Consider the following 12,208-nt stretch of genomic DNA (forward strand, 5'->3'; position numbering starts at 1 on the left):
TCGATCCGGGAATGCCGCGTTTTCGCCTCGACATCGAATATGACGGCAGTCTCTTCGCCGGCTGGCAGCGCCAGGCCAACCAGCCATCGGTGCAGCAGGCGATCGAGCAGGCGATCGAGAAGTTCTGTGGTCAGCAGGTTTCGCTGCGCGCCGCCGGCCGCACCGATGCCGGCGTCCATGCGACCGCTCAGGTGGCGCATGTCGATCTGATCAAGGCATGGCCCGGCGACAAGGTGCGCGACGCCGTCAACGCGCATCTGCAAGCGGCCAAGGTGCGCATCGCCATCCTGAAGGCCGCCGTCGTGCCGGATGGCTTCGATGCGCGTTTCTCGGCGATCGGCCGCCATTACCTCTACCGCATCGTCAATCGCCGCGCGCCGGCGGCGCTCGACAAGGGCAAGATCTGGTGGGTACCGAAGCAGCTCGATGCCGGTGCCATGCACGAGGCGGCAAAGGTGCTGCTTGGCCGGCATGATTTCACCACCTTCCGCTCGACCCAGTGCCAAGCCACCAGCCCCGTCCGCACGCTCGACCGGCTGGATGTCAGCCGGGCGGGCGATTTCATTGAGGTCCGCGCTTCGGCGCGGTCATTCCTGCACAACCAGGTGCGCTCGATGGTCGGCTCGCTCAAACGTGTCGGCGAAGGCGGCTGGACTGTTGCCGACCTCAAGGCGGCGCTTGAGGCGCGCGACCGTGCGGCCTGCGGTCAGGTGGCGCCGCCCGACGGGCTGTTTCTCGTCGGCGTCGATTATCCGACGCCTGGCTGATCCGGAACGCTGATCCCGAGCAGCGCCTGCAGGCCGAACAGGACGATCAGCGACGCCACGAACATGCCGGCAAAAACGGCGCTGCCGGTGGCCGCACCCCTGCCGATCGCAACGTTGGTCATCCGCCAGGTCAATACCATCGACAGCGCGAACAACAGCAGCGACACGAGTCCGGAGACTTCGTTGGCCGACGTCAGGAAAAGCCGGATCAACGCCGATGGCAGCATCATCCAGGCGATGATCGCCGAGGCCCAATTGCTGGCCACGACATAATGGACGAAACGGCCGCCGACGCCGACCCGCGGCGCCACCAGGGCGAGGCCTATGAGCGGCAGCACCCAGGCGCCGATATCGACGGTGGCCAGGCGGATCAACATGCTGAAACGGCCGACGAATGCGTTGGGATCGCCGATCTCGTTGGCAATACCGACCCAGCCGACGATCAGTGCCGGCGCCGCGACAACGATGGCAAAAAAGGAGTTCCAGAAACCGTCCGCCGAAAGGTCGAGCAGGCGAAATCCGTCGGCCTTGCCGAGCATCAGCCGCCAGGCACCGGCAAGCGAAGCGTAGGTTTCATCCGCTGAAAGCATCACTAGGATATGTCCTGCGCAAACCAGTCTTCAACGAAGCGCAGATAAATCTGCGTCAGCGTCTCGAGGTCGGCAATCGCCACGCGTTCGTCGACCATGTGCATGGTCTTGCCGACCAGTCCGAATTCGACCACCGGACAATAATCCTTGATGAAGCGGGCATCGGAGGTGCCGCCAGAGGTGGAGAGCGCCGGCTTCCTGCCGGTCACCGCCTTGATCGAGCCGCCAAGCGTCTCGATCAACCTGTCGTCGCGTGTCAGGAAAACATGGCTCGGCCCGTCGCGCCAGACGATCTCGTAGTCGACCGGCGTCTTCTTGCCGGCGCGGTATTTCTTGCGTTTCGCCGCCCGGTCGAGGCGGTTGTGGATCTCGGCCTGGATCGTCTCGGCAGTCCATGTGTCGTTGAAGCGAATATTAAAAGTAGCCGCTGCCTTCGCCGGGATGACGTTGGTGGCAGGGTTGCCAACATCGATGGAGGTGACCTCAAGATTGGTCGGCTGGAAATCCCTTGTTCCGTTGTCGAAGACGGGGTCAAGCAAGGCGTCGACCAGCGTCACCAGGCCGCGCACGGGATTGTCGGCTAGCTGCGGATAGGCGGCGTGTCCCTGGCGGCCGCTGACGACGACCGTACCGGAGAGCGAGCCGCGCCGGCCGATCTTGATCATATCGCCGAGCGCGTCGGGATTGGTCGGCTCGCCGACGATCGCAGCATGCCATTTCTCACCCTTGGCGGCCGCCCATTCGAGCAGCTTCGTCGTGCCGTTGATCGCCGGCCCTTCCTCATCACCGGTGATCAGCAGCGAGACCGACCCGTTCGGGCCGCCCTTCTGCGCGATATGTCGCGCTACCGCCGCGACGAAACAAGCAATGCCGCCCTTCATGTCGACGGCGCCGCGGCCGAACATCTCGCCATTGGCGATGTCGGCGGCAAAGGGCGGGTGCGTCCAGGCTGTTTCATCGCCCACCGGCACGACATCGGTATGGCCGGCAAACATCAGATGCGGGCCGTTGCCGGAACGCCGCGCGTAAAGGTTCTCTATGTCAGGTGTGTCGGATTCGGAAAACACCGGGCGCTCGACGGCAAAGCCGAGCGGCTTCAACATTTCTTCCAGCGCGCTCAGCGCACCGCCTTCGGCGGGCGTCACGGAAGCGCAGCGGATGAGAGCAGCCAGATTTCTGGTCGGATCGGTAGGCAGCGTCATGGGCAAAAGCGATAGTCGAAAGCGCAAGGCCTGTCACGGCCAGACATAAGGGCCAGCCATGCCGCCGACATTATGGTTTTCATGCCGTATAGTTGCGGCCAGGCCTCTCGACCAGGACAGGGCCATCGCATGATCACGCATGGCAGGACGATCGTAATCGCCGGTGCCGGCAGTATCGGATGCTACGCCGGCGGCTGCCTGATACTTGCCGGACGAAAGGTGGTTCTGCTGGCGCGGCCTCGCATCGAGAAGGCGCTGCAAAAAGGTGGATTGCGCATCACCGACCGTGATGGCCGCGACCGATCCGTCAAGCCGGAGGCATTGTCGGTCACCGCCGATCCGGCCGCGGCATTCCCCGGTGCCGATGTCATCCTGCTAACGGTCAAGAGCGGCGCGACGCAGGACATGGCCGGGCTTATTGCGGCCCATGCCCGACCGGATGCGGTGGTACTCAGTCTGCAGAACGGCGTCGACAATGCCGATAAGTTGCGAGCCCATCTCGCCGCCCGGCGGGTGCTCGCGGGCATGGTGCCGTTCAACGTGGTCCAATCGGCGGAGGGCGAATTGCCGCTTCGTCTGCACCGCGCCAGCGGCGGCAAGGTGATGATCGAACAGGGTCCGACAGGCCTTGACGAACTGCTTGACGTTGAGGGCTTTGCCGTTGCCACGCATGGTGACATCGAAGCGGTGCTATGGGGCAAGCTGCTGCTCAACCTCAACAACGCGCTGGTGGCGCTTTCCGGCCTGCCGCTGGCGGCAGAGCTTGCCGATCGCCGCTGGCGGCTGATCCTGGCCGGCCAGATCGACGAAGCATTGGCGGCAATGATGGCGACGGGCATCGAACCCGCTCGCATCGCCGGCCTGCGTCCCGCGCTGCTGCCGAAAGTGCTTCGCCTGCCCGACTGGCTGTTCAAGTTCTTGGCGCGGCGGATGCTTGCCATCGACCCTGCCGCGCGTTCGTCGATGTGGGATGACCTTCAGCGCCGCCGGCCGACGGAGATCGGCGAACTGCAAGGCGCGGTCCTGCGTTTGGCCGAAAAGGCCGGCACGCCGGCGCCGTTGCTGAAGCATGTCACGGCACTGGTGCGCGCGGCCGAGCAGAAGAGGCGCGGATCGCCCTGCCTGTCGCCGGAAGCCGTTGTCGCGACCGTCAGATCGTAGCCCGCACAGGCGCCCAGTAACGGCCCTTGCCGGTGCGCTTGGCTTCGTAGAGCGCATGGTCGGAACAGGTGAGCAGGATTTCCGGATCGCCTCCGTCGGCGGGTGCGCATGCGCTGCCGACGCTCAAGCCGACATGGATGGCGGAACCGACCCCGAGGTCGAAAGGCACCGAGACCTTTTCGATGGCCCGCTTTGCCAGGTAGGTGGCCTCGATCTCCGAGGTTGCGGGCAAAAGGATGACAAATTCATCGCCGCCAATGCGGAAGACCACGTCCCCCGGACGGAAGCCGCGCTTCAATCGCTCGGCCACCTTGCGCAGCAGCACGTCGCCGACGGCGTGGCCAAAACGGTCGTTGACCTGTTTGAAACCGTCGAGATCCATGCTGAGCACTGCAAACGGCTTGCCGCCATTGGCGGCCGGCGCCGCAAGGTCGCGGCACATGTCGCGCAATTTCTCCTGCAGGAAGATGCGGTTTGGCAGGCCGGTCAGCGCGTCCTTGATGGCCAGGTCGCGATTGTCCAGTTCGGCGCGGATCATGCGGGCATTGATTGCGTGGTTCTGAAGCAGCACGATGATGACGCCGGCCACATAGAACGGCGTTTGAATTCCGACGATCGGCATTCCGGGCGCCGCAGAAAACAATGCACCGACCACGTAAGGCAGGCTTACGGCCAACATGACGAATATGGCGAAGCGCGGGGTCGCCGCATTGCGTGACGACACCACGCCGACGACGCCTGCGACATTCAAGGCGGCAAGTACGGAAAGCGCCATATTCCCGCTGGCAACACAGCCATAGCAGCCGAGGCCGAAAACGACCGACCAGACGCCGCTGGCTGCCATCAGGCCCGCCAGCGGCCCTTTCGAGCCGCGCCTGCGGGCCTGCTCGCATTCCCGCATCAGCAGAACGCGGACGGTGAAAAGCATCAGGTCGGCGGCAATCCAGGCGTAGGGCCACCAATCCCCGGTGGCAAGAGCGGCGCTGACCGCAACCAACAGAACGCTGATGGTGCCGAACAGGACCGCGAATTTGCGCTCGAAGGTGGTGTCGAGAAGCCGGGCGCGGACAGCTTCCGGTTCCAATTTCATCGGCGAAGAGAACCAGGCAAACAGGCGAGCGGCGGCGCTCCACGTTTTGCGCGGCTCGTTGGTGGTCAGGGATAGGTCGCTTGCCAGTCGAGCGCTCCGTGCCGGTCGACACAGTCTTCGCCGGCATGCTGGGCCAGGGTGATTAACATTCGCTTAGAGCATCCGGCGCAAAACCGGGCTTTCGGAACTCCCCGTTCCGCCGCTCTGGAGCAATTCCAGGAAAAGTGTGAAGCGGTTTTCCGTCCGGAATTGCGTCAAAACAAAAAGATAGAGCGGTTCGGCGTTTCTGCGAAACGATGAACCGTTCTAGCGGATCTGCCGCCGGATGGCCGGTTTTAGCTTGCCGGCCCCGGTTGTCTGCGGACTGCAGGCCGACGCGGCGGACCCGGCTCGGGATAGGTCTTCGCCGCACGTGCCGGCTGCCCATGAGGGGTTTCGATCAGCGTGATCTTCTGCCAGATCTTTCGCGAGAGGCTCGAAGCCAGGTTCTCGATGTCGTTGACGCCGTCGATGACCACGGCGTCATTGACCGACTGCGCAAACAGCGCGGCGATCTTGCCGGTGATCGACAGCATCTCGGAGCAGTAGTCGAGATAGCGGGCAAGGTCGGCGGCGTTGGTGATGCGGGCTGGCGAATGCGCAGTCGGCTTGAAACTGGCTGAAAGCGTTGCCGGATCCTTGGTCAGCTGGTGCATGTCGATGACGTGGATCAGCGAACGCAGCCCGTGGAGCTGGCGAAACACCCGCTTGCGCTTGATCCGCTCCTCGGAGCGAATCAGGGCCAGAAAGCCCAGCACCGCGAGGATGATCATGTTGAGGGAGGCTTCGATGCCTTGCATCGACTGGAAGGCATCGTGGTTTCCCGAGATGCGGCCGAGCGGCAGGATTGTGCCGACGAACAGGAACATCAGCGCTCCGACGACGAAGGCGGCGATGATGAGGCCGCGCAGCCACCAGATCGGCGCCTCCAGCGCCTTGGCTGCCTTTGCCAGATCGCGCGACAGCGACACGAGCTCGGCGGCGACGCCGCGCAAGCCGGCATCGGGAAAACGCTCGGCGACGCGCTCTTCCAGCCGTTCGGCGGTTTCGAGGATCAGTTTCGAATCAAGCGAGCGGTAGCGCATGACGAAATATCCGATCGGCGCTCAGGGTTCGGCCGGTGCGTTGGTGCGCTTGCCGTAGCGGTTGGGTCCCGGCTGCCCGGGAAATAGGCAAAGCACGAGGAAAGCGATAATCGAGACAACCGGCACGAACAGCACCAGCGCCGCAACGCCCGGCTTGTCGAGGTCGTGCAACCGCTTCACCGCCAGCACCACGTTCGACCAAAGCGAGGCAATGAAGGCGATGAAGAAAATGAACGACCACATGTTGCTCTCGGTAGTGCCTTCCGGAACCAGCGTGAAACGGTAGAGTGGGAGGGCCTGTATGATGGCCACCAGCAGTCCTCCCAGAAAATAGGCCGCGCGGCTGACGCGGCCCGAAGTTCTGAAGAAAAGCCAGATGAGGTCTGATCTGTCAGGCAAGCGAATTCCGTCCGTATTCGTTGAGAAAGATCAATCGCGCAGCAATTCGTTGATCGATGTCTTGGAACGGGTTCTGGCGTCGACCCGCTTGACGATGACGGCGCAGTAGAGGCTGGGGCCGGGCTCGTTGTTTGGAAAAGGCTTGCCCGGCAGCGAGCCGGCGACGACGACGGAATTAGGCGGCACCTCGCCGTAGAAGATCTCGCCGGTGGCGCGGTCGACGATCTTGGTCGACTGGCCGATGAAGACGCCCATGCCGAGCACCGAGCCTTCGCGCACGATGCAGCCTTCGACCACTTCGGAACGGGCGCCGATGAAGCAATTGTCCTCGATGATGGTTGGGCCGGCCTGCATCGGCTCCAGCACACCGCCGATGCCGACGCCGCCCGACAGATGCACATTCTTGCCGATCTGGGCACAGGAGCCGACCGAAGCCCAGGTGTCGACCATGGTGCCGCTGTCGACATAGGCGCCGATATTGACGAAGGACGGCATCAGCACGGCGCCGGGCGCGACATAGGCGGAGCGGCGCACGATCGACGACGGCACGGCGCGGAAGCCCGCCTTCTCAAAATCGACGGCGCTCCAGCCGTCGAACTTCGAAGGCACCTTGTCCCACCATACCGCCTGACCGGGACCGCCCTTTATGATCTCCATCGGGGTGAGCCGGAACGACAGCAGCACCGCTTTCTTCAGCCACTGGTTGACGTGCCATTTGCCGTCGGCCTGCCGCTCGGCGACGCGGGCGACGCCCCGGTCGAGCAGGTCGAGCGCCGATTGGATGGCCTCGCGCGTCTCGCCGCGGGTTGCGGTCGAAATCGTGTCGCGTTCCTCGAAGGCGTTCTCGATAATCTCCTCGAGGCTCGCGAGATCGGGCTTCGACATGAATTCGCTCCATTACCAAGCTGTTAAGGGCCGGCGCCTTAACCTGTTTGAAAGTCGCGCGGACCCTATGTGAAGGCTTGGGGAGGGTCAATCGCGGCAGCGTCACGGGACGGCGCAGGTGAATGATTGGACGGGTAAAGCAAATATGACTCCCATGGAAAAGACGGGATGGACGCCGCTGCCGCATTCGGACGAGGATCTGGAGCGGTCGAGAAGCGTGCCGGACACGCCGCAAACGCGCGCGGAGACATACCGGCTGGCCTGGAACGATCCCGATTTCATGACGCGGCGCGAGTTGCGCGCGGTCAGGCTGCAGCTCGAACTGCTGAAACCGGAGATGATCCTGGCCGAGCGCGGCATCCAATCGACCGTCATCCTGTTCGGCGGCGCCCGCATTCCCGAGCCCGGCGGCGAAGCCTGGGCGGCCAAGAACGAGACGCAGAAGAAGAACCTCGAGCAAAACAGCAAATATTACGAGGAGGCGCGCAAATTCGCCCGCCTCTGCTCGCAGCAATCGGCCACCTCGTACTTTCGCGAATTCGTCGTGGTGACCGGCGGCGGGCCGGGCGTCATGGAGGCCGGCAATCGTGGCGCCGACGATGTTGGCGCGCCGTCGATCGGTCTCAACATCGTGCTGCCGCACGAGCAGGCGCCAAACGCCTACGTGACGCCGGAACTCTGCTTCAACTTCCACTATTTCGCGGTCCGCAAGATGCATTTCGTCATGCGTGCCAAGGCCGTTGCGGTATTTCCAGGCGGCTTCGGCACGATGGACGAGTTCTTCGAAACGCTGACCCTGATCCAGACCGGCCGCATGGAACGCGTGCCGGTCATCCTGTTCGGCAAGGCTTTCTGGGCAAGGGCGATCGACCTCGATTTCCTCGCCGAGCAAGGCACGATCACGCCCGGCGACCAGGATATCATCGATTTCGTCGACACTGCCGACGAGGCCTGGGGGATCGTCAGCCGCTTCTATAAACTTTGACATGCAAGCAAGGACTTGAAGCGCGCCGGCTGCCTCAAGCAGGGACTTCCACGATCGCCGTGAGAAAGCCGGCGAGGTCGTCGGTGACGAAGTCCACATCGTCCTCGTTGGCCGGGTCGCGTTCCCAGATTTCCGAGAAGGTCGGCTCGAAATTGCGCGGCACCACCAACACTGTGGTCATGCCCAGCGATTTCGGCACCGACAGGTTGCGGGCAAGATCTTCGAACATCACCGCATTTTGCCCGGTAACGGCGTGGAGTTCGGCAAATTTCTCATACGATTGCCGCGCCGGCTTGGGGTTCAGTCCGGCTGCGACGATATCGAAAATATCATCGAAATGCTCGAGAATGCCCAACTGCCGCGCGGTGCGTTCGGCATGCCGGCGATCGCCATTGGTGAAGATGAATTTACGGCCGGGAAGCTGGCGAATGGCGGTGCCTAGGACGGGATCTGGAACCAGCCAGGAATAATCGATGTCGTGGACCTTCTCGAGAAAATCATCGGGGTCGATGCCGTGGCGCGTCATCAATCCGTTCAGCGTCGTGCCATATTCGCGGTAGAGCTCCTTTTGCAGCTTGCGTGCTTCCTCGCGCGGCAGCGTCAGCAATTCTCCGACGTAGGCGGTCATCTTCACATCGATCTGCGAAAACAGATTCGAATGATGCGGATAAAGCGTGTTGTCGAGATCGAACACCCAGTCGGTGACATGGGCAAAGCGGGCGGGGTCGGGAAGTGTGGTCATACGTCCTTATGGCACGAAACGATCTTTCTAACAGGAGGTTTATCCACAACCTATGCGCGCCCTGGGTGGTAAAAATGGCGCCATGATTAAAATCTTAAGGATCGCCGAAAGGTGACATTCAGCGCTTTGCTGGAACCAAGACGGACCAGTGGGAGCAAGCGATGAATCGCATATTTCTAAAGTCTGCCGCCATCGCTTTCGCCTCCGTCGCGGTCTCGCTTTTGCTGACGCTGATCGTCGTGCCGGCAATGGGGTTTCCGATCAATCGCACCATCTGGCTGACATCCACCGTGTGCCCGCTCGCGCTTGCCTGGAGCGTCGGCGCCTATACCTTCTGGCAGGGCGAAAGGTTGCAGACCGCGCATCGCGAGCTCGCCCGCGCCCATGCCCAACTCGCCGCCGCGCACAGGCGCCTGGCGGAAAAGGCGAGCCGCGACGACATGACGGGCATGCTCAACCGCGAAAGTTTCTTTGCCGCTCTCGACGGCTCCCGGCGCAAATCCGATCGCGGGGCATTGCTGATCGTCGATGCCGACCATTTCAAGACCATCAACGACAGCTACGGCCATCTGATCGGCGACGATGCGCTGCTCCTGATCGCAAACGCGATAGAGCGTGGCGTGCGCAGCGGCGACGTGCTTGGCCGCATCGGCGGTGAGGAATTCTGCGCCCTTCTGATTGGTGCCACCGAACACGAGGCCAGGCGCGTCGCCGAGCGCATCCGGCGTGAAGTCGAGCGTATCCGTTTCCGGCCCGTCGACGAACGAACGGTTCCGCTGACAGTCAGTATTGGCGGCATCACCTGCGGCAGAGACGCCGCAGTTTCGGAGCTGATGCGCGCCGCCGACCAGCGGCTCTACGAGGCCAAGCATCGCGGCCGCAATCTGTCGATCATCGACCGCGATATTTCCGAAGCCGCCTGAGCTCGGCCCTAAGCCTTCTGCTGCATTCAACCGCGCCGCTGCCAGACTGTCAAAATCCGAAGATGGCGAGGCGGAACAGCAGGGCGGCCGCCGCCAGCGCGACCAGAGCGATGCCAAGGCCAATGGGAGAGCCCCAGCCATACCACTCCATCGCCAGCTTGGCATATTTGAACTCCTCAGCCGGTGTGAGTAGGCCGCGCATTGGGGTCTGATTCATGTTTCACTCCTTGCAGGCTGCGACAGGCCTTGCCTTGCGCCTGATGCAGCATATTACTATAATGGCCGTAATGTTAGGCAGATTGATAGTTAGATGATCGAAATAAATTCGTCAAGCATGAATCGGGCCGACATGAAGACCGCCATCAGCCTTGCCATTATGGGCTGGCAGGACGCGACGCAGGCTTATGACGAGGCAGTGGGCGATAGGCTTGGGCTGAGTATGGCGGAACGCCATTGCCTGGCGCTGCTCTATGGCGGCCCGCGATCGGCTGGCGAGGTCGCGGCCGCAACAGGGTTGACGCCGGCCGCGGTCACCGCGCTGATCGACCGGCTGGAGGCACGCGGCCTGCTGACACGAACGCGCAGCCTCGAGGACAGGCGCAAGGTGGTCATAGAGGCGACGGAACTCACGCGAGAACTATCGACGCGCTATTATGGCGCGATCGCGCAGGAGGGGGAAAAGGTGATCGCCACATTCAGCGACACTGAACTCGCCACGATCCTGCGCTTCGTTACGGCGTCGCTCGACCTTCAGCGCGACCAGCTGGCCCGGCTGAAGGCCGAGGCGTTGGAAATAACCGACAGCCTATAGGCTCGCCGGGTCGAGCGCTGGCTCGCCTTTGCGGCGCGCCACGATCGCCGCAAGATCGGCGGTCTCGAAAGCATCACGCAGGGCGTCGAACGACGGCAGCACGAAATAGGCACGCTGGAACTTGTCGATCTCGTAGCCGGTGCGCATTACAGTTTCCAGGTCGAAGGGGACATGGTGCGCCTCGCCGCCTTCGACCGCGAACTGAAGCTCGGTGAAGGATGACATCAGCCCGGCACCGAAAGCCTTCAGCGGCTGGCCCGGCTCGCGTATCAGCCCGTATTCGACGGTGTACCAGTAAAGCCTGGTGATCATCTCGTCGCCGCCGAGCGCAATCACGCTGTCGGCCTTTTTGCCATACATCTGCATGAAGTCGGCAAAGACCGGCTGCGTCAGGATCGGCACGTGACCGAAGAAATCGTGGAACATGTCGGGCTCGACGATGTAGTCGAGCTCCTTTTGGGTTCGCAGCCAGTTGGTGACCGGGAAGCGGCGGTTGGCGAGGTGGTCGAAGAACGGCTGGGCGGGGATGAGCCCCGGCACGGCGACGATCTCCCAGCCGGTGAGCTTGCGCAGCTTCTCACTGACCGCACCGAAATCCGGGATCTTGTCGAGAAGGCCGAGCGCCGCGACGCCATCGAGATAGGAATGGTGGGCGAGCTTCCTGGTCAGCTTCGTCTGGCGGTCGCACAGCGTGCGCCACACCGCCTGTTCTTCGTCGCTATAATTGTAGCCCTGCGCCACGGTGAAATCGGCACGGCAGACCGAATAATCGCCGCGAAGGCCTCGCGCAGCGCATTCGCGGGCATAGTCGGCAACGTTCATTGTCATGGCTTGCTCTCCCTGGAAATCATGATCAGCGGATTGCCGGAAATTCTAGCCGGATGGCGCGAGGCAAATCAGCTTTGATGGTGGCTCAAATGCGGGGTTGGAGGTAAAAGACTCCACGATCGAGCTTTGGGAGAGTGAAAATGCCTCAGTTTGATGAATTCGAGATCAAGATGCTCGACATCCTGCAGCGCGACGGGCGCAAGCCGGTCTCCGAATTGGCGCAGGAGATTGGGCTGTCGACGACACCTTGCGCGCGGCGCTTCGAGGCCCTTCAGCAGGCGGGCATCATAAAGGGCTTTGCTGCGGTGCTCAGCCGCCGCGCCGTCGGGCTGATGGTCGAAGTGTTCATCCAGGTGCGCCTCGTAACCCACAGCGACGGCTCGCCCGAAACCTTTATCGCCGCCGTGCAGCGCATGGACGAGGTGTCGTCGTGCTGGACGATGACTGGAGACTACGATTTCCTGCTGCATGTCATGGTGCCGTCGGTCGACGAGCTCAATGCCTTCGTCATGCACCGGCTGATGCGGCTCGAAGGCGTGCGCGACGTACACACGCAGCTTGTGCTGCAGAACATCAAGGGGCCTGGCCATGTCCCGCTTGCACATCTCAGACGATAGGCATTTCTGCGGAAAAGCTGCACACGAACTGCTGAAGCTGGCCAATCTCCAGAGCTAGATCGCCGACTACGACATGCGGACCGC

The 12,208-nt window shown here is 62.6% G+C and carries 15 protein-coding genes; 6 read left to right on the forward strand and 9 right to left on the reverse strand.

The features are described 5' to 3' along the window. The first annotated feature begins 11 nt into the window (after positions 1 to 11). Positions 12 to 767: a tRNA pseudouridine(38-40) synthase TruA gene (truA, locus tag NKI54_RS10440; RefSeq protein WP_352568526.1), complete on the forward strand. Its 756-nt coding sequence runs from the start codon at positions 12 to 14 to the stop codon at positions 765 to 767. Here truA and NKI54_RS10445 read toward each other — a convergent pair. Further along, the gene (locus NKI54_RS10445) at positions 749 to 1,357 is read right to left on the reverse strand and encodes a transporter (RefSeq protein WP_352455970.1); all 609 of its coding nucleotides are present in this window, start codon (positions 1,355 to 1,357) and stop codon (positions 749 to 751) included. The genes truA and NKI54_RS10445 overlap by 19 nt on opposite strands. Before the next feature lie 2 nt (positions 1,358 to 1,359). Next, positions 1,360 to 2,559 (reverse strand): succinyl-diaminopimelate desuccinylase, encoded by a 1,200-nt coding sequence (dapE, locus tag NKI54_RS10450; protein ID WP_352691419.1) that lies wholly within the window; start codon positions 2,557 to 2,559, stop codon positions 1,360 to 1,362. Positions 2,560 to 2,688: 129 nt separating this feature from the next. Here dapE and NKI54_RS10455 point away from each other — a divergent pair, with 129 nt between their 5' ends. Continuing rightward, positions 2,689 to 3,720 carry a 2-dehydropantoate 2-reductase gene (locus NKI54_RS10455; protein WP_352691421.1) on the forward strand — a complete coding sequence of 344 codons (1,032 nt, stop codon included), beginning with the start codon at positions 2,689 to 2,691 and terminating at the stop codon, positions 3,718 to 3,720. Here the strand turns inward: NKI54_RS10455 and NKI54_RS10460 are convergent. The 4 genes from NKI54_RS10460 to dapD form a co-directional block, all read right to left on the reverse strand. Further along, on the reverse strand, positions 3,710 to 4,810 hold the full coding sequence (locus NKI54_RS10460) for a GGDEF domain-containing protein (protein WP_023677471.1): 1,101 nt from the start codon (positions 4,808 to 4,810) through the stop codon (positions 3,710 to 3,712). The two genes, NKI54_RS10455 and NKI54_RS10460, sit on opposite strands and share 11 nt — an antisense overlap. A gap of 335 nt (positions 4,811 to 5,145) precedes the next feature. Continuing rightward, complete coding sequence (locus tag NKI54_RS10465) at positions 5,146 to 5,934, reverse strand: hypothetical protein (protein WP_352568523.1); 789 nt, start codon at positions 5,932 to 5,934, stop codon at positions 5,146 to 5,148. Between the two features lie 21 nt (positions 5,935 to 5,955). Continuing rightward, entirely contained in the window at positions 5,956 to 6,333 is a 378-nt protein-coding gene (locus NKI54_RS10470; protein ID WP_023677473.1) for a DUF805 domain-containing protein, read from the reverse strand. A gap of 30 nt (positions 6,334 to 6,363) precedes the next feature. Further along, positions 6,364 to 7,218, reverse strand: coding sequence for a 2,3,4,5-tetrahydropyridine-2,6-dicarboxylate N-succinyltransferase (gene dapD / locus NKI54_RS10475; protein ID WP_352620596.1), 855 nt, complete (start codon positions 7,216 to 7,218; stop codon positions 6,364 to 6,366). A 145-nt stretch (positions 7,219 to 7,363) separates the two neighbouring features. On the opposite strand from dapD, the gene NKI54_RS10480 reads away from it, so the two are divergent. Then, the gene (locus tag NKI54_RS10480; RefSeq protein ID WP_352568521.1) at positions 7,364 to 8,203 is read left to right on the forward strand and encodes an LOG family protein; all 840 of its coding nucleotides are present in this window, start codon (positions 7,364 to 7,366) and stop codon (positions 8,201 to 8,203) included. Between the two features lie 34 nt (positions 8,204 to 8,237). On the opposite strand, the gene NKI54_RS10485 is transcribed toward NKI54_RS10480, so the two are convergent. Beyond that, positions 8,238 to 8,945 carry a pyrimidine 5'-nucleotidase gene (locus tag NKI54_RS10485; protein ID WP_023677476.1) on the reverse strand — a complete coding sequence of 236 codons (708 nt, stop codon included), beginning with the start codon at positions 8,943 to 8,945 and terminating at the stop codon, positions 8,238 to 8,240. Between the two features lie 161 nt (positions 8,946 to 9,106). Between NKI54_RS10485 and NKI54_RS10490 the strand changes: the two genes are divergently transcribed. Next, a complete protein-coding gene (locus NKI54_RS10490; RefSeq protein WP_352568520.1) occupies positions 9,107 to 9,868 on the forward strand; it encodes a GGDEF domain-containing protein in 762 nt (253 codons plus the stop codon). A gap of 49 nt (positions 9,869 to 9,917) precedes the next feature. Here NKI54_RS10490 and NKI54_RS10495 read toward each other — a convergent pair whose 3' ends face one another. Beyond that, positions 9,918 to 10,085 (reverse strand): hypothetical protein, encoded by a 168-nt coding sequence (locus NKI54_RS10495; RefSeq protein ID WP_352620599.1) that lies wholly within the window; start codon positions 10,083 to 10,085, stop codon positions 9,918 to 9,920. A 93-nt stretch (positions 10,086 to 10,178) separates the two neighbouring features. Here NKI54_RS10495 and NKI54_RS10500 point away from each other — a divergent pair, with 93 nt between their 5' ends. Then, complete coding sequence (locus tag NKI54_RS10500; protein ID WP_352691423.1) at positions 10,179 to 10,679, forward strand: MarR family winged helix-turn-helix transcriptional regulator; 501 nt, start codon at positions 10,179 to 10,181, stop codon at positions 10,677 to 10,679. Here NKI54_RS10500 and phhA read toward each other — a convergent pair. Next, entirely contained in the window at positions 10,674 to 11,507 is an 834-nt protein-coding gene (phhA, locus tag NKI54_RS10505) for a phenylalanine 4-monooxygenase (protein WP_352568518.1), read from the reverse strand. The genes NKI54_RS10500 and phhA overlap by 6 nt on opposite strands. Before the next feature lie 140 nt (positions 11,508 to 11,647). Here phhA and NKI54_RS10510 point away from each other — a divergent pair, with 140 nt between their 5' ends. Next, positions 11,648 to 12,124, forward strand: a complete 477-nt coding sequence (locus tag NKI54_RS10510; RefSeq protein ID WP_023677481.1) for an Lrp/AsnC family transcriptional regulator — start codon at positions 11,648 to 11,650, stop codon at positions 12,122 to 12,124. The last annotated feature ends 84 nt before the right edge of the window (positions 12,125 to 12,208 follow it).

Source organism: Mesorhizobium sp. M0663, assembly GCF_040320585.1.
GTDB lineage: Bacteria > Pseudomonadota > Alphaproteobacteria > Rhizobiales > Rhizobiaceae > Mesorhizobium.

What these genes read in the sequence shown, in the direction of transcription:
- NKI54_RS10445 (WP_352455970.1), bottom strand. Translation starts at nt 1,357, where the DNA reads ATGCTTTCAGCGGATGAAACCTACGCTTCGCTTGCCGGTGCCTGGCGG.
- NKI54_RS10465 (WP_352568523.1), bottom strand. Translation starts at nt 5,934, where the DNA reads ATGCGCTACCGCTCGCTTGATTCGAAACTGATCCTCGAAACCGCCGAA.
- NKI54_RS10510 (WP_023677481.1), top strand. Translation starts at nt 11,648, where the DNA reads ATGCCTCAGTTTGATGAATTCGAGATCAAGATGCTCGACATCCTGCAG.
- NKI54_RS10490 (WP_352568520.1), top strand. Translation starts at nt 9,107, where the DNA reads ATGAATCGCATATTTCTAAAGTCTGCCGCCATCGCTTTCGCCTCCGTC.
- truA (WP_352568526.1), top strand. Translation starts at nt 12, where the DNA reads ATGCCGCGTTTTCGCCTCGACATCGAATATGACGGCAGTCTCTTCGCC.
- NKI54_RS10500 (WP_352691423.1), top strand. Translation starts at nt 10,179, where the DNA reads ATGATCGAAATAAATTCGTCAAGCATGAATCGGGCCGACATGAAGACC.
- phhA (WP_352568518.1), bottom strand. Translation starts at nt 11,507, where the DNA reads ATGACAATGAACGTTGCCGACTATGCCCGCGAATGCGCTGCGCGAGGC.
- NKI54_RS10455 (WP_352691421.1), top strand. Translation starts at nt 2,689, where the DNA reads ATGATCACGCATGGCAGGACGATCGTAATCGCCGGTGCCGGCAGTATC.
- NKI54_RS10480 (WP_352568521.1), top strand. Translation starts at nt 7,364, where the DNA reads ATGACTCCCATGGAAAAGACGGGATGGACGCCGCTGCCGCATTCGGAC.
- NKI54_RS10495 (WP_352620599.1), bottom strand. Translation starts at nt 10,085, where the DNA reads ATGAATCAGACCCCAATGCGCGGCCTACTCACACCGGCTGAGGAGTTC.
- dapD (WP_352620596.1), bottom strand. Translation starts at nt 7,218, where the DNA reads ATGTCGAAGCCCGATCTCGCGAGCCTCGAGGAGATTATCGAGAACGCC.
- NKI54_RS10485 (WP_023677476.1), bottom strand. Translation starts at nt 8,945, where the DNA reads ATGACCACACTTCCCGACCCCGCCCGCTTTGCCCATGTCACCGACTGG.
- NKI54_RS10460 (WP_023677471.1), bottom strand. Translation starts at nt 4,810, where the DNA reads ATGAAATTGGAACCGGAAGCTGTCCGCGCCCGGCTTCTCGACACCACC.
- dapE (WP_352691419.1), bottom strand. Translation starts at nt 2,559, where the DNA reads ATGACGCTGCCTACCGATCCGACCAGAAATCTGGCTGCTCTCATCCGC.